This window comes from Bradyrhizobium valentinum (assembly GCF_001440405.1).
In the GTDB taxonomy this organism is placed as follows: Bacteria; Pseudomonadota; Alphaproteobacteria; order Rhizobiales; family Xanthobacteraceae; genus Bradyrhizobium; species Bradyrhizobium valentinum.
Map to the genome: position 1 here is coordinate 56,460 of NZ_LLXX01000120.1, position 14,328 is coordinate 70,787.

The following is a 14,328-nucleotide window of genomic DNA, read 5'->3' on the forward strand; positions in this document are numbered from 1 at the left end:
GTTGAGCGGATGCCGATCCGCCGCTAGCGTGCGCTCGCGACAGGTTGGCAGGTGACATGACCTTAGAATCGCCTGATATCGGCAGGCCGAATATCGATGTATCAGCGGGCCCTCCCGACGCGGCGGCCGCGGACATGCCGCTGCTCCGGGTCGAAGGGGTTTCCAAGAAATTCGGCAGTTTCCCCGCGGTGGACCACCTTTCGCTCGACATCAGGGCAGGCGAGTTCTTTGCGCTGCTCGGCCCGAGCGGCTGCGGCAAGACCACGCTGCTGAGAATGCTTGCCGGCTTCGAGACGCCCGACGAGGGCCGCATCCTGCTTGGCGGCCGCGACATCGCGCCGGTGCTGCCGCACGAACGGCCCGTCAACATGATGTTTCAGAACTACGCGCTGTTCCCGCATCTTTCGGTGCGGGACAATATCGCGTTCGGGCTGAAGCGCGCGGGGATGGCGCGCGCCGCCATCGACACCCGCGTCGCCGAGATGGTGGCGCTGGTCAAGCTGGAGGGCATGGAGAAGCGCAGGCCGGACCAGCTTTCCGGCGGCCAGCGGCAGCGCGTGGCGCTGGCGCGCTCGCTGGCGCGGCGGCCCAAGGTTCTGTTGCTCGACGAGCCGCTGGCCGCGCTCGACAAGAAGCTGCGTGAGAGCACGCAACAGGAATTGATGGAGCTGCAGCGCCGCCTCGGCATGACCTTCATCGTCGTCACCCACGACCAGGAAGAGGCGATGACGATGGCCAACAGAATCGGCGTTATGAACGCCGGCCGGCTCGAACAGGTCGCGCCCCCGCGCGATCTCTACGAGGCGCCGGCCTCGCGCTGGGTCGCCCAGTTCGTCGGTGACGTCAACCTGTTCGACGGCGAAGTCACGTCGCACGAACATCATCGCCTGACCATTGCGACCCGGGACGGCGGAGCCATCGTGGTCGCGGTGCCGCGTCAGCCCGTCGCCAAGTCCCCGGTCTCGGTCGCGATCCGCCCCGAGAAGGTAAAGCTGTCGCGCCCCGGCGTGGCATCGGATGCGTCCAATTCGCAGCCGATCAACCGGCTCGAAGGGGTCGTCACCGACGTCAGTTATCTCGGCGGCTCGACCGTCTACAAGGTCAAGCTCGATTCCGGCGCGATCCTGCGCTCGTCGGTGGCCAATACCGCGCGGCTGGACACCGATACTTATGATGTGAGCCAGCGCGTGGTGGCGTGGTTTACATCAGATGATTGCGTGGTGCTGGAACAATGAGCACGCGCCGCATCTTCGCCCAGCCGGCACGCTATGCCGCCATCGCACCATATTTGTGGATGGTGCTGTTCTTTCTGGTGCCGTTCGGATTCGTGCTGAAGATCAGCCTGTCGCAGACCGCGATCGCGCAGCCGCCCTATGTGCCCGTGTTCGATTTCACCGAAGGATGGGCGGCGATCAAGGCGGCCTTCGCGCAGCTCTCGCTGGATAATTTCAAGCTGCTGGTCTCGGACAATCTCTACCTCAGCTCCTACTTGCGCAGCCTCATCGTCGCGGTGACCTCGACATTGATCCTGCTGTTGATCGGCTACCCCATTGCCTATGGCATGGCGCGGCTGCCTCAACGCTGGCAGGCGATTGCGATGATGCTGGTGATCGTGCCCTTCTGGACCTCGTTCCTGATCCGCATCTATGCCTGGATCAACATTTTGCAGCATGACGGCCTGCTCAACACGGTGTTGCTCGCGCTGCATCTGGTCTCGTCGCCGGTGGTGTGGCTCTCGACCGACACCGCGATGTATATCGGCATCGTCTATTCCTATCTGCCGTTCATGATCCTGCCGCTCTACGCGACGCTCTCCAAGATGGATCCCGCGCTCCTGGAAGCCGCAAGCGATCTCGGCGCGTCGCCGCAGCAGGCGTTCTGGCTGGTGACGTTCCCGCTGTCCCTGCCGGGCGTCGGCGCCGGCGCGCTTTTGTGCTTCATCCCGATCGTCGGCGAGTTCGTGATCCCCGATCTGTTGGCCGGCTCCAGCTCGATGATGATCGGCCAGACGCTGTGGCTGGAATTCTTCACCAACAAGGACTGGCCGGTCGCTTCCGCTGCCGCCATCGCATTGCTGGCGCTGCTGGTGCCGCCGCTACTGCTCTACGACCGGCTGCAGCGCCGCACGCTGGAGGGCGGACGCTGATGGCCGGCAGGGTCAACAGGCTGTCGCCATTCAACGTCACCGCGCTCGCGCTCGGGATGGCGTTTCTGTACCTGCCGATCGTGATCCTCGTCATCTATTCCTTCAACGCCTCGCGGCTGGTGACGGTGTGGGGCGGCTGGTCGCTGCGTTGGTATCAAGAGTTCTTCAACGATCGCGCCATGCTGGACGCGGCCTGGATGAGCCTTCGTGTCGCCGCGGTGTCGGCCACGATCGCCACGCTGCTGGGCACGCTGGCGGCCGTCGGGCTGGTCCGCGGCGAGCGCTTCAAGGGCCGGTCGCTGTTTTCCGGCATGCTCTACGCGCCGCTGGTGATGCCGGAGGTGATCTCGGGGCTTTCTCTGCTGCTATTGTTCGTCGCGCTCAACGCCGAACGCGGCTTCTGGACGGTGACGATCGCCCACACCACGCTGACCATGTGCTTCGTTACGGTGGTAGTGCAGTCGCGCCTCGCCTCGCTCGACCGCAGCCTGGAAGAGGCGGCGATGGATCTCGGCTGCGATCCGGTGCAGGCGTTTCTCTCGGTGACCTTGCCGCTGATCATCCCGGCGATCGCCGCCGGCTGGATGCTGGCCTTCACGCTCTCGCTCGACGATGTCGTGATCGCAAGTTTCACGACCGGTCCCGGCTCGGCGACGCTGCCGATCCGGATCTATTCCGAAGTGCGGCTGGGCGTGAAGCCCGAGATCAACGCGATCTGCACCATGGTGATCGCGCTGATCGCGGTGGTGATCGTGATCGCTTCGCTCGCCTCGAAGCTGTCGAACTCGGAGGCTAAGAGCGCGGCGCCGTTATAGTAGCCCCGTCATTCCGGGGCGATGTGAAACATCGAACTATGGGGCGCCCTTGCGCCCCTGAGAATCTCGAGATTCCGGGGTCTGGTGCTAGCGCACCATCCCGGAATGACGGCACAATCACGACTTCACCGCGCCGGCTGTCAGCCCGCCCACCATATAGCGCTTGAACGCGTAATAGATCGCGGCCGGCGGCAGCGCGTAGATGAAGCCGGTGGTCATCAAGAGTTCCCACGGCGAATCGTCCGCGGCCAGGAAGTTGCCGAGCGCCACGGGGAGCGTGATCTCGGTGTCCTTCGAGAGCAGCAGGAAGGCATAGAGATATTCGTTCCAGGCGAGCAGGATTGCGTAGGTGCCGATCGCGACCAGCGAGGGCATCATCAGCGGCACATAGACCAGGCGGAACAACTGCAGCGTAGTGGCGCCGTCCATGGTGGCGGCCTCGTCGAGCTCGACCGGCAGCTTGTCGGAGGCCTGCTTCAAGACCCAGATCGCGTAAGGCGAGGCGATCGTTACCATCGCGAGAATCAGCGACCAGTGATTGTTCAAGAGGCCATAGTTGCCCATGGTCCGGTACATCGGCACGGCGAGGAAGGCCGCCGGGATGAAGTAGGTGAACAGCGCCAGATTCATCACCCAGCGGCCGCCGGGCACGCGCAGCCGCGAGATCGAGAACGCCGCGGCGGTCGCGATCATCAATGTCAGTGCGCCCGCCGAAAGCGCGATCACCACCGAATTGAAGAACTGGATCCAGAAATCGCGCAGGAAGTAATGCTCCTGGTAGAACACGATCTTGAAATTGTTCAGCGTCGGATGCGTGGGCCAGAGTTTTCCCGAGAACGCGTCCTCCTTCGGCGAGATCGCGAACAGGAACATGTGGTAGATCGGCACCAGCGTCCAGATGAGCACGGGGATGCCGATCAGCAGCAGCTTTGCTTCGGTGCCGATTTCGCGGAGTGTTGGCAGCTTCATCGCGACAACCGTTTCATCATGAAATAGACCAGCGGCAGCACGAACGGCAGCGCGCAGACGATGGAGGCCATCGCGAGCGAGAGCTGGTCGAGCCGGAGATAGCGGATGCCGAGCGTTGCCAGTACGTGGGTGAGGTCGGCGGGGCCGCCGCCGGTGAGCAGATAGACGCTGTTGAAATCGCCGAGCGTCCAGATCATCGAGAGCAGGGTGCAGGTGACGTAGAGCGTCTGCATCGACGGCCAGGTGATGAAGCGGAATTTCTGCCACCAGGTGGCGCCGTCGACTTCGGCCGCTTCATAGAGGTCGTGCGAGATCGCAAGGCGCCCGGTCATCAGGATCAGCGTCCAGAACGGCAGCGATTTCCAGATGTGCACGCCGATAGCCATCGCGAGCGCCACCGTCGGATCGTTCAGCCAGTTCGGGCCGTCCTCGGCGGTGAACTTGAAGATCAACTGGTTGACCACGCCCCATTCCGGATTGAACATGAAGCGCACGGAGAGGATGGTCGGGATCGACGGCACCGCCCAGGGCAGGATGAACAGCACCGACAGCCATTTGATCCAGGTACGCTGCTGCGCGAAGAAGCCGGACAAAAACAGCGCGATCGCCATCTTGAGATTGATGCCGACGAGCAGGAAGATCAGCGTGTTGACGGCGGCGCGCGCGAAGATCGGATCGTGATAGAGCGCGACATAGCTCGCCGGATGCCGCGCCAGCCACAGCCCGTAGCCGACGGGATAGACCACGAAGGCCAGGAACACGAGGATGTAGGGCGCGAGCAGCACGATGCCCCAGACTTGCGGTGTAGTCAGCCGGGCTGAGAGCGGCGGGCTTGCTATTGCCGGATCGCCCGAAAGCGTGATTGCCATACGTTTACTCTTGCAGTCTTAGAACGAGATGCGGCTACGCGGTCGTCCCTGCGAACGCAGGGACCCATAACCACAGGCGGTCGTTGTTGCGCAAAGCCGTTAACCAGCATCGTCCAAAAACGACCGCCGCGGAGTATGGGTCCCTGCTTTCGCAGGGACGACTCGCGGCGGCTGGCATCGTTTACGTCAACCCGCGACCTGCTTGATGCGGGCGATCAGTTCGTCGACGGCCTTGTCGACCGGAACCTTCTCGCTCACCACACGGTTCATCGCCTTGGCCCAGACGTTCTCGTTGTTCAGGATCGTGAACTTCCAGTTCTTGGTGAAGTCGAACGGCGTGGTGCCGCCGGTGAACTGATTGTACACGGCCTTGCGATGCCGGTCAGCCTGCCAGAACGGGCTCTGCTGGCTGGCTGATGTCACCGGGAACCAGCGGCCCAGCGCGCCCTCGATATAGGGCCGCACGTTCTCCTCCTGCAGCAGGAATTTGATGAATTCCTTGCCCTCAGCCTTGTTCTTGGCGACCGTGAACATCAACCCGGTCTTGACGTCCGATCGGTACTTGATCGGCGTGCCGTCCGGCTTGTTGGGGAACGAGGCGGTGATGATGGTCTCGTCATAGTTCTTCTTGCCGAGCGCGCGCTGTTCCGGCGTCAGCGCCGGGTTGTTGGCGTCGTCGAGCCATTTCGCCGCGATCGAGATCGTGAAGTTGTGCGTCATCACGATCGTCTTGTTGTGGAAAGCTACGTTGTTGTCCGGATCCTTCCAGGTGGTGGAGGAGGGCGGAGTGCAGCCCTTGATGTAGGTGTCGGTGTAATCCTTCATCGCCTTGATCAGGTTCTCGCGCACCTTGGGATCGTCGACCGTAAGCTTGCCGTCGTCATCGACCAGCTTGACATTGTAGGCGTCCATGAAGGTGTAGAACGACTGGAACGAGTCGGTGGATTCGACGCCCATCGGCTGGCCGACGGCGTAGACGCGCTGGCCGGTGGCCTTGCGGATCGCCGGCTGCACCTTGTTGCACCAGAACGACCAGTAGTCTTCCCATTTGGTCGGGATGTCGCTCTGCTTGAAGCCGGCCTGCTCCAGCATGTCCTGCCAGATCTGGACGTGCATGCTCTGCTGCTTCAGCGGAAAGCCGTAATAGGCCTTCTTCTTGGCGACGTCGTTATAGAGCAGCGCGGTTTCCAGCGTGTTCGGCGCGAACGCGGATTTCATCGGCAGCAGAATGTCGCCGAGATCCTCAAGCTTGCCCTCATAGGCCCATTTGCCCTGCGCCTGCACGTCATAGCTGTCGGAATAGGCGACGTCGGGCACGGTACCGGAATCCAGCGCCGCCACGGTCTTCGGGATCATGTCCTGAATGGCGTATTGCGACAGTTCGACCTTGATGCCGGTCTTGGCCTCGAATTTCTTGATCGCCTCCAAAAGTGCGTCGTCCTCGGACTTGTAAAAGCCCTTGCCGAACCAGACGGTGATGGTCTTTTGCTGGGCCAGTGCGGGTGCGGTGGCGTAAAACAGCCCGACCGCAGCGACCGCGAGTGAAAGCCCACCTAGTTTCTTGGATATCACGTTGTTCTCCCTGAAAACGCCGGCTTGTTAACCGGTTGGATAAAAGACTTAGCGCATGCGCGCGGCCTGATCCAGATGCCAAATGCCAGACTTGCGTAGGGGGAGCGGATGTTTGTGGCGTCATTGCGGGCGAGGCAATTTGTTCGCCGAAGCTTTAGGGAAGGTGAAAGCAATCCATACCATCGCGCCACACAACGACTGTCATGCTCCGCGAAAGCGGGGCATCCAGTACGCCGCGGCCTATCGATCAAATTCTGCTGTCTCTGGAATACTGGATCGTCCGCCTTCGCGGACGATGACGACCGAATATGGGTTCACGATCTCGCGGCGCGATGCGCCCGAGGCTTGACCGAAGCTCTCGCCCAATGAGGGCGCAGGGAAGACCGGGTGCGCGCTGCACCGGCGGTCTCGTGTGCAATGTGCACAAAGAAGTGCGCACACGAGCATACAGGTCCAGCGGAGAGCATCCGGCCTTCCCTGCGCAATGGTTTGACGGCTTATGCCGTGCTCTCCCCGGAGACGAATTCCTCTTGCCTCCGTCATCGGCGAATTAGCGGCTGATCGAAGCCCGGTTGGGCTCGAACAACCTCCGCCGATTTGGCACCAGCCACGGGTGCCAGGACCACACGGTTTTGCCGTACGCAGCTTCCTTCACCAAACCATTCGACCGGCCGTGCGACCAACCGAAGTTTTGGCGGAGGCGTTTAAGCGCCGTTCGTCTACACGCTGTCGATCGCTCACGGAAAACCGCCCTGCGAACATGCCTGCGCGCCCAACGCTGCCGCGTCCACCGCATCCCATCCCAACGTTTCGTGACGATCGCGATACGCCCCTCGTTCAAGGGGATGAGGTGCGGGAGTTATGGGGGTGATTTGGGGGAAACAGGAAGGGGAATATTTTTGGAGCGAGGGCTGGACGGGGCAAATCAGATTGATTGGTTTAAGGAAATTAGTGTTTTGGCGCAACGGGCCTGTGGTCGAAAACGCAGCAAGCGTAGCCCGCATGACCAACGGGTCGCGCGAACGCGCGCCCGATGACAGGCTCCGCGATATGCGGGGAACTGGATAGCGAAGGCGCCAGATGTTGCCGCGGTCATCTGGTCCATGCTCGCTGATGTGTCAAGCCGCCGATAGCCGCACGCGGAATTTGCTGCCGGTTGCCTCGGCGTAGCGCAGGAGCGTCTTGGTGCTCGGAAGCGTCTGGCCGTTTTCAAGTCGCGCGATGGTGGATTGGCCGGTGCCCTTCCGGGCAAGTTCGGCCTGCGACAAGCCTGCGCGCAGGCGAGCGGAGCGGTTCGGCGGCTATCTCAAATTCCGGAGCCAACACATCGTACTCGGGGAATGGAGTTGGTTGCACGGTGTGACGATCATTGCCATGCCGTAACGCTCTGCTTCTACTTTCACAACTTCATGCGGATTCAAAAGACATTGGCCGTAATCCCTGCAATAGCTGCAGGAATTGCCGATAAAGTATTACATGAGGTTGGTTGCGCCGCGCTGATGAATGCAAACCAAGCGCCTGCTCTTCGTGGACCTTACAAGAAGCGGGTTACCGAAATCGAAATTTCAAACTGAGGCATTACCCAATTTTGAGATTTGGAAAAGTGCAAGACTGCCCTGATAAGCCCCGTGATTCTGAGGACTGAAGATCGGGTACCTTCGCCTGGAGCGTGGCTACGCTGATGCATATCCACTCTACGCGCTTGTGTGTTTCAAGTAGCAGCCTACCGCTCAAAACGAATTCGCCAGCACGTAGCCCGCAGCGATATGCGGGATCAGCAGAACAAGTCCCCTGCATGTTGCTACGCTCATCCGGGCCACGCTTGCTGCTTCCGGCGCAACGCGGACATTTGGCGGCCGGCGATGTGCGCAACAGGCGACATCGCGAGATTGGCCGCCGACTGAGGCGGCCTTACTCCTCTGGGAGCGAATGCTCGAGGAAAAAACGAAGCATTTCCCTTGTTGCGTCCGGTCCTCGCGGATCAGTGTAGGAGCCCGCAGGGCTCCCTCCGGACCATGCGTGTCCGGCTCCGTGGATATTCCAGTGCTCCAACATTCCGCGTCCACTCGCGTCGCTCAGGATCGTTCGGGTATAGGCATGCCCTCCGGGTACTTGCCCGCGATGCACCTTCTTTTGTGTGCTCATCGTTCCCAAAGACTGCTCAAGAATTTGATCGCCGTTGTTTGGATGAACGGTAGTGTCGCGATCGCCGTGAAAAACAATAGTCGGTGGCCGGTCACCTGAAATTACCCTGTGATCGGACCCGCCTTGTCGCATCGCGACAAGCGCAGAGGGAAGGTCGGTGGCAACTCCGCACGCGAGGCCAGAATGTATACCGATTGCCGCGTACAGATCGTTGTATGTTGCTCCCATGATGGCCGCGGCGGCCGCTCCGGCGGACAGCCCACCCACGTAGACGCGCTTTCGATCAACCAAATAGTCATCCATGATTTGGCGAGTGATGCCTGCGATAAGCGAGGGTTCACCTCTGCCTCGCTGCTGATCGGCTGTGCGAAACCAGTTCCAGCATTTCGCCTGGTTTGCCTGGCTGGGCTGAGCAGGATAGACCACGAAGCAATTTTGTTCCTCAGCGATAAAGTTCATCCTCGTGCCGGCGGCGAAATCATCCGGCGATTGGGTACAGCCGTGAAGCATGACGACCAAGGGAAGTGGCTGCTCCCGATAACGGCTCGGGATGAAGAGCCTGTAGGCGCGGCTTCCTGCGGGACTGCTGTACGTCCTTTCCATGAACCGCGCGCCTTCCGGCACGATGTCCGGTGTGGACAGCGGGGCGCGCTTCATCACACCTCGCAGTCCAATCCCAGAGCGCCCCTCTTTGCGGTCCAGCAACGCCCTGGACATGCGCGGTTGTGCGGAGGTGGCTGGCTTTAATTGCGGATGACTATCCGTCTCCTCAATATCATTGGCCTTCGCATCAATGATGAGCGATTCGCGTCCTGTAAGACCGATGCGACCGTCGGTACGCGATGGGGTGTCTGGCGCACTCTCGCCGCGAAGCATGCGCTGAAGAAGCGCGGTGGCCTCAACGAGTTGGCCCGCGCGCGTGAGGCGTGTCGCCTCCCGAATTATGTGCTGGTTCAGCATAGCCTTCACCGCGTCCTGTCGGCGAGGGCGGCCTTGACCGCGGGACTGGCGTGCAATGCGCCCAGCACGGAAACTGAGGCAATGGTGGCGCGAGCAAGCTCAGGCGTGACGTCTTGGGCGATGCTTGCAAGGCCCAGAACATTGATGTGCAGCATCTCACCCGCGCGCTGCACCGCTTCGAGATCCTCGCGGCTGTAGTTACGCAGACCGAGGTCCAGACTTTTTCGGGCCGTTGACTGCTTTACGACGTCGGCGTGACGTTCGAGCTGGTTCCGGATCGCTGTTCGGATGAAGTCGGTACGGTTCGAGTAGAACCCTTCCTGAACCATTAGATCGACGTGACCAAGGTCGACATAACCAAGATTGACCGTGATTTTTTCTGTTTCGGGCGGCTTGGGTCGAAGTTCCCGGACATTAGTTTCCATATTGCACCATCCATATACCATCTGGATGGATGGTATATGGATGTCCAAAATATCGTTTCAAGGGCTGGCTTATCTTGTTGAAGCAACAGCCGACCGTTCAAAACGAATTCGCCAGCTCGATCTCGGCCTTCAACACCGCAATCCGCCGCTCGGCTTCCCTGGCCGTCAAATCCTTCTCGAACAGTTTGGGCTGGTAGGCCTCGGCGCTGAGCGTGCGGAGCGTTGCCAGTTGGCGGGGTGTCATCGGGGCGTCCACTTGGTCGGGTAAGCGGGACATCGGGCAGCTCCAAAGAATCTTTGCTCGGGAGCCGACTCTTAACTTGAAATTTGTTCTTTATTTGTTCTTATAAGGTTCAACCGCAGCCGAGGTGGCCCATGGACAACAAATTGAATGAAATTCGTAGAAAAATCAGGCTCTTGCGGGCGGAGATGCTGAGTGCGGAGGATAATATCCGCAAACAGGTCAACCGGGATGAGGACTGCTCGGCAGCCGCTGTTCACCTGATGTCCATGCGGATCACCATGGTCAGTCTCATCGGCGAGCGGAACCGGCTCGGCGGCGAAGAACGGCTGCTCAACGTCGATGAGCGGTTGAAGCTGGACGTTCGCGCGGTCAGCAGGAAGCCTTCGAACGGGGCGCCAGAGCGTTTTTCAGCGAAAGCCAGCCCCGGACTTGATCCGGGGTGGGGACCGGTTCGCGTCAAGGAAACGCGTCAAATCAAGAATCCAGAGCCCCGTTCCGATTTTATCGGAACGGAAAAGGCTCGAGACCGCCGTGAGCGATGACCCGGTTCAAGCACTGCGCCAACGGATTGCCGAACTGGACAAGCTCATGCGTCAGCTCGATCACTCCGGACTGGACAATGCGCGGGCGCAGCTCTTGCTCGCGCGCATGCGAGCGGAGCTGAAAGACTTCATCGACAGGGGCCAGTTATGTCCGGACCGATCAGATGGTACGACCACAGCGCGGACAACCCGCCGTGGATAAAAGCCCTGGCGGAGGTGCGGATCAGGGCGACGCGGGAGGGCTGGTGCCACGCCCACGTCCAGGCGATCATTGTTGCGATCGATCAGTATGCCGAGGCGGCGCTGGGTAACCGGAGTTACTTTCTCAACAAGCCGTATGGAGTTGGGGGAGGCAAGAGCGAGAACGTCCCGTGATTGGCAGGGGTTTGTTGAATTGCAGAGGAGCCGGGCTGATTGCCGCCAACGGGTCCGTCGCGTGAAAATTTTTCAGTGATTTAGGCCGCATTCAAAATACGTTCGATACGCCGACCATTCGATATCGCAGGTTGAAGTAGGGTAACATATGTGTTACTCTACTCCCATGGTTGACATCCGCTACTACGTCGATGTTAGCGGCGTAGCGCCGTTTGCCGAATGGTTTGCGGAGTTAGAGCAGATGGCAAGCGCCAAGATTACGCGTGCCATTGCCCGCATGGAGCAAGGCAATTTCTCCAACGCCAAGGGCGTTGGAGAGGGCGTGCTGGAATACAAGATCGATTTTGGCCCGGGCTATCGCGTGTACTTCGGGCGAGACGGCGACACGATCGTCATCTTGCTCACGGGAGGTACGAAGAAGCGGCAGCAACGGGATATCGATGCGGCAAAGGCGTACTGGCGGGACTACAAGCTGAGCAAGCGCGGCCGGCGTTGAGGAGAGTGGAGAGACAGATGGCGAAGACAGGAAGCTTCAAGGAACTGGTGCAGACGCGCGTCAAGAACGACAAAAAGTTTGCCGAAGCGCTTCTTCGCGAAGGCATCGATGCGATGCTGAGCGGGGATGTCGAAACCGGCAAGACGATCCTGCGTGACTATATCAAGGCAACCGTCGGATTTGAAAAACTTGGCGAAGCGACCGGGACCCAGCCCAAGAGTCTTATCCGGATGTTCGGTCCGCGCGGTAATCCCCAGGCCAAGAACCTCTTTAACGTTCTCGGTTATCTTCAGAAGCACGCGGGTTTGGAACTTCACGTCGCATAGGGGACGCGGCGTCACCGACAACAGAAGCCCGCATGAGCGCAGCGATTTGAGAGGTAAGACCCCGGATGTCGCTTCCGCCTACGCTCTTCGAGCTACAGCGGACAAGCTGCTCATCCGGGCGACCAAGCTAATTCGCCTTCGCCCCAGCCGGCCCATCCGCCGCCGCCGGCCTCGGTCCGCCACCCGTAAACCGCTCGATCACCGAGCGCACTGCGTCCCGCGTCTTGCGGTCTTTCACGGCGTCCAGCAGCGGGGCTGCGCCAGGCGAGCGGCGGATCAGGCTTTCGGGATCGGGAAATACCAGCGGATCGTCCCACGGGCCCTGCACCACGAAGGGCAGCTCAAAGCCCTTGTCGCCGCCGGCGGCGGCCGAGGTCAGGCTGGCGACGCCCTTGAGATCGTATTCGCGGCTTGGCACCGAGGCGGTGCCGGTCAAGGTCAGGCGCGTCGTCGGTCCGTCGACGCGGATATCCTCGACAGTGGCGATGCCGTCGTTGAACCGCACCGAAACCGAGAGATTGTCGTAAGGCGTCGAACCGCTGCGGAAGTTGCCGCCGCCGGACAACGGCCGCCGCTCCAGCCGCTTCAGGAGCTGCTCGACATTGAAGCCTGCGATCGCGCCGTCATGACCGGTCATCGTCGCTGTGCCGTCGAGCGAGGAGGCGAGCCCGAACGGGCTCGCGCCCGACGCCACCAGCGAGAGGCCGAGATTGCCGCGGCCGGACAGTTTGGTGATGCCGAACAATTCATTGGCGCAGGCCTGCAGATCGACGTCGGTGAACTGCAACTGCGCCTTGACGTCGGCCACCGTATCCGAGCGCGCGATCCCGAACGAGCCCTTGGCAATGCCGCCATACATCTGCGCTTCGCCGACCGAGAGCGCCAGCGCGCCGCCGCGCAGGTTGGCGCCCAGGGCGGTGCGGCCGAGCTTGGTCCCGCCGACCGTCACCCGCGCCGCCGACAGGCGCATGTCGAGGTCGGTGGCGGAAAGCGACGTCAGGTCGAACAATTGCCGATTCCAGTCGCGCGCGCCGCTCGCCAGCAGGCGGAAGGTCGAGATGTAGGGCGTGAAATCCAGCGCGCCGGCCGCCAGCGTTGCCTGCAGTGTCTGGCGGCCGTTATTGGCAACCGTCATCACGCCTTCGGCAACATTGCCGTCGAGCTCGACATTCACGTTCGTCAGCGCGACCGAGGCGCCGACGACATTGGCGCGGGCTTTCAGCGCGAAACGGCCGAAGCCGCCGCTGCCGGGCACCGGCTGCCCCATCCAGCGCAGCGCGTTGCGCAGCGACAGGCTGTCGGCGGTGACGGTGCCTTCCATCATCAGGCTGGTGCGGTTGGCGACCGCGCCGTCGAAGGCGAGTTTCAAGGGCGCGCTGACCAGCCGCGCCTTCAGGCCCGAGCGGTCGCCAGACAGCATCGCAACGAAGTCGCTGGCCGAGATCGAGCCGTCGACGCGCTCGCCGCGCCAGTCGAATTGTCCGGTCGCCGCGAACGAGCGCGAGATCGACGGCCAGGCCAGCGACAGATCTATGTCGCTCAGCTGCTCTTTGACGTTGTTGGTGGCGTCCTCATATTTGATCACGCCGTCCTGAATTCGGATTTCGGAGAACGAGACCTGGTTCTCGGCGCCGGGCTTCATCGTGCGCGCGATCCGTTCGATGAACGGCGTCCAGTTGCTCTCGCCACCTGCTTCCCTGACGACGCGGATATGCGGCCGCAGCATCATGACATCTGCGATTTCAAAACGGCGCAGCAACAGCGGCAGCAGGCGCAGGTTCGCGGTCAGCACATCGACCTGCAGCGCGGGGTCGGCGGTGCCGCCGCCCTTCAGCCCGACATTGTGAAAGGAAACATAGCTCCCCGGAAACACCGAAACGTCGATCGCGCCGGTGACGACCAGATCGAGCCCGGTGACCGCGCGGATCTGCGCTTCGACCGCCTGCCGCAGCGCGTCGCGGTTGAGGAACCAGGAGGTTCCGATCAGGGCGAGCACGGCCACGCCAAACAGCGCCGCAATCGGCATCCCGAGGCGCTTCATTCCTTGGGCCATCGTCAATGACATATCCGGATCTGGCTAAACCGAGCTCGGGTTGCTGCTTAAAGGGCGCTGATCAGGGCAGGCGGCGCATCGGTAAGCCCCTGCCAACCCACGCAACTTGAAGCGTTTTCTTGACGCTTTCAAGGCCGACAACGCCGGTTCTTAGGTGGAGATCACAGGCCTTTACAGCCCGCTCCGCCCAAAGCCCGTACGATTCCGGATGCGACCAGAGGTCCCTGGATGCCCGGCTTTGGAATTCCATGACAGCCATGGGCCGACTTGCTAGTATTTCCTTATTGCACATTGTGAATGTTTATTGGGGGTCATTAAATGTCCTCGCATAGTAATTCTCTCCTGCTGCGTTTTAAGCGCGCCGACTTCCTTGCAATTCAAGCCGCTACGT

At 61.2% G+C, this 14,328-nt stretch carries 15 protein-coding genes; 7 read left to right on the forward strand and 8 right to left on the reverse strand.

Annotation, left to right across the window (positions count from 1 at the left end; genetic code table 11):
* Window positions 1-134: 134 nt before the first annotated feature.
* The 3 genes from CP49_RS19890 to CP49_RS19900 are packed head-to-tail and all read left to right on the forward strand — an operon-like array spanning window position 135 to window position 2,961.
* A complete protein-coding gene (locus CP49_RS19890) occupies window positions 135-1,235 on the forward strand; it encodes an ABC transporter ATP-binding protein (protein WP_245310767.1) in 1,101 nt (366 codons plus the stop codon).
* Window positions 1,232-2,146 carry an ABC transporter permease gene (locus CP49_RS19895; RefSeq protein ID WP_057851912.1) on the forward strand — a complete coding sequence of 305 codons (915 nt, stop codon included), beginning with the start codon at window positions 1,232-1,234 and terminating at the stop codon, window positions 2,144-2,146. Before CP49_RS19890 ends, CP49_RS19895 begins: the two co-directional genes overlap by 4 nt.
* A complete protein-coding gene (locus CP49_RS19900; RefSeq protein ID WP_057851913.1) occupies window positions 2,146-2,961 on the forward strand; it encodes an ABC transporter permease in 816 nt (271 codons plus the stop codon). The genes CP49_RS19895 and CP49_RS19900 overlap by 1 nt, the downstream gene beginning before the upstream one ends.
* 117 nt (window positions 2,962-3,078) lie before the next feature.
* Here CP49_RS19900 and CP49_RS19905 read toward each other — a convergent pair whose 3' ends face one another.
* The 7 genes from CP49_RS19905 to CP49_RS42960 all read right to left on the reverse strand — a co-directional run bounded on the left by CP49_RS19905 (window position 3,079) and on the right by CP49_RS42960 (window position 10,178).
* Window positions 3,079-3,930 (reverse strand): carbohydrate ABC transporter permease, encoded by an 852-nt coding sequence (locus CP49_RS19905; protein WP_057851914.1) that lies wholly within the window; start codon window positions 3,928-3,930, stop codon window positions 3,079-3,081.
* The gene (locus CP49_RS19910; RefSeq protein WP_057851915.1) at window positions 3,927-4,799 is read right to left on the reverse strand and encodes a carbohydrate ABC transporter permease; all 873 of its coding nucleotides are present in this window, start codon (window positions 4,797-4,799) and stop codon (window positions 3,927-3,929) included. Before CP49_RS19910 ends, CP49_RS19905 begins: the two co-directional genes overlap by 4 nt.
* A 186-nt stretch (window positions 4,800-4,985) precedes the next feature.
* The gene (locus tag CP49_RS19915) at window positions 4,986-6,371 is read right to left on the reverse strand and encodes an ABC transporter substrate-binding protein (RefSeq protein ID WP_057851916.1); all 1,386 of its coding nucleotides are present in this window, start codon (window positions 6,369-6,371) and stop codon (window positions 4,986-4,988) included.
* A 1,118-nt stretch (window positions 6,372-7,489) separates the two neighbouring features.
* On the reverse strand, window positions 7,490-7,639 hold the full coding sequence (locus CP49_RS19920; RefSeq protein WP_245310764.1) for a helix-turn-helix domain-containing protein: 150 nt from the start codon (window positions 7,637-7,639) through the stop codon (window positions 7,490-7,492).
* A gap of 643 nt (window positions 7,640-8,282) precedes the next feature.
* Complete coding sequence (locus CP49_RS19925) at window positions 8,283-9,476, reverse strand: extracellular catalytic domain type 1 short-chain-length polyhydroxyalkanoate depolymerase (RefSeq protein ID WP_057851917.1); 1,194 nt, start codon at window positions 9,474-9,476, stop codon at window positions 8,283-8,285.
* 5 nt (window positions 9,477-9,481) lie between these two features.
* Window positions 9,482-9,901, reverse strand: a complete 420-nt coding sequence (locus tag CP49_RS19930) for a hypothetical protein (RefSeq protein ID WP_057851918.1) — start codon at window positions 9,899-9,901, stop codon at window positions 9,482-9,484.
* A 97-nt stretch (window positions 9,902-9,998) separates the two neighbouring features.
* Complete coding sequence (locus tag CP49_RS42960) at window positions 9,999-10,178, reverse strand: DUF3072 domain-containing protein (protein WP_244608723.1); 180 nt, start codon at window positions 10,176-10,178, stop codon at window positions 9,999-10,001.
* 98 nt (window positions 10,179-10,276) lie between these two features.
* On the opposite strand from CP49_RS42960, the gene CP49_RS46140 reads away from it, so the two are divergent.
* The 4 genes from CP49_RS46140 to CP49_RS19950 all read left to right on the forward strand — a co-directional run bounded on the left by CP49_RS46140 (window position 10,277) and on the right by CP49_RS19950 (window position 11,884).
* Entirely contained in the window at window positions 10,277-10,687 is a 411-nt protein-coding gene (locus tag CP49_RS46140; RefSeq protein ID WP_197423158.1) for a hypothetical protein, read from the forward strand.
* A 147-nt stretch (window positions 10,688-10,834) separates the two neighbouring features.
* On the forward strand, window positions 10,835-11,062 hold the full coding sequence (locus tag CP49_RS19940; RefSeq protein WP_057851920.1) for a hypothetical protein: 228 nt from the start codon (window positions 10,835-10,837) through the stop codon (window positions 11,060-11,062).
* Between the two features lie 166 nt (window positions 11,063-11,228).
* On the forward strand, window positions 11,229-11,558 hold the full coding sequence (locus tag CP49_RS19945) for a type II toxin-antitoxin system RelE/ParE family toxin (RefSeq protein ID WP_057851921.1): 330 nt from the start codon (window positions 11,229-11,231) through the stop codon (window positions 11,556-11,558).
* Window positions 11,559-11,575: 17 nt separating this feature from the next.
* Window positions 11,576-11,884, forward strand: coding sequence for a hypothetical protein (locus CP49_RS19950; protein WP_057851922.1), 309 nt, complete (start codon window positions 11,576-11,578; stop codon window positions 11,882-11,884).
* A 127-nt stretch (window positions 11,885-12,011) separates the two neighbouring features.
* Here CP49_RS19950 and CP49_RS19955 read toward each other — a convergent pair whose 3' ends face one another.
* Window positions 12,012-13,937, reverse strand: a complete 1,926-nt coding sequence (locus CP49_RS19955) for an AsmA family protein (RefSeq protein WP_057851945.1) — start codon at window positions 13,935-13,937, stop codon at window positions 12,012-12,014.
* Window positions 13,938-14,328: the final 391 nt, after the last annotated feature.

What these genes read in the sequence shown, in the direction of transcription:
- CP49_RS19950 (WP_057851922.1), top strand. Translation starts at nt 11,576, where the DNA reads ATGGCGAAGACAGGAAGCTTCAAGGAACTGGTGCAGACGCGCGTCAAG.
- CP49_RS19945 (WP_057851921.1), top strand. Translation starts at nt 11,229, where the DNA reads ATGGTTGACATCCGCTACTACGTCGATGTTAGCGGCGTAGCGCCGTTT.
- CP49_RS19895 (WP_057851912.1), top strand. Translation starts at nt 1,232, where the DNA reads ATGAGCACGCGCCGCATCTTCGCCCAGCCGGCACGCTATGCCGCCATC.
- CP49_RS19940 (WP_057851920.1), top strand. Translation starts at nt 10,835, where the DNA reads ATGTCCGGACCGATCAGATGGTACGACCACAGCGCGGACAACCCGCCG.
- CP49_RS19905 (WP_057851914.1), bottom strand. Translation starts at nt 3,930, where the DNA reads ATGAAGCTGCCAACACTCCGCGAAATCGGCACCGAAGCAAAGCTGCTG.
- CP49_RS19955 (WP_057851945.1), bottom strand. Translation starts at nt 13,937, where the DNA reads ATGGCCCAAGGAATGAAGCGCCTCGGGATGCCGATTGCGGCGCTGTTT.
- CP49_RS46140 (WP_197423158.1), top strand. Translation starts at nt 10,277, where the DNA reads ATGGACAACAAATTGAATGAAATTCGTAGAAAAATCAGGCTCTTGCGG.
- CP49_RS19910 (WP_057851915.1), bottom strand. Translation starts at nt 4,799, where the DNA reads ATGGCAATCACGCTTTCGGGCGATCCGGCAATAGCAAGCCCGCCGCTC.
- CP49_RS19890 (WP_245310767.1), top strand. Translation starts at nt 135, where the DNA reads ATGCCGCTGCTCCGGGTCGAAGGGGTTTCCAAGAAATTCGGCAGTTTC.
- CP49_RS19900 (WP_057851913.1), top strand. Translation starts at nt 2,146, where the DNA reads ATGGCCGGCAGGGTCAACAGGCTGTCGCCATTCAACGTCACCGCGCTC.
- CP49_RS19925 (WP_057851917.1), bottom strand. Translation starts at nt 9,476, where the DNA reads ATGCTGAACCAGCACATAATTCGGGAGGCGACACGCCTCACGCGCGCG.
- CP49_RS42960 (WP_244608723.1), bottom strand. Translation starts at nt 10,178, where the DNA reads ATGTCCCGCTTACCCGACCAAGTGGACGCCCCGATGACACCCCGCCAA.
- CP49_RS19930 (WP_057851918.1), bottom strand. Translation starts at nt 9,901, where the DNA reads ATGGAAACTAATGTCCGGGAACTTCGACCCAAGCCGCCCGAAACAGAA.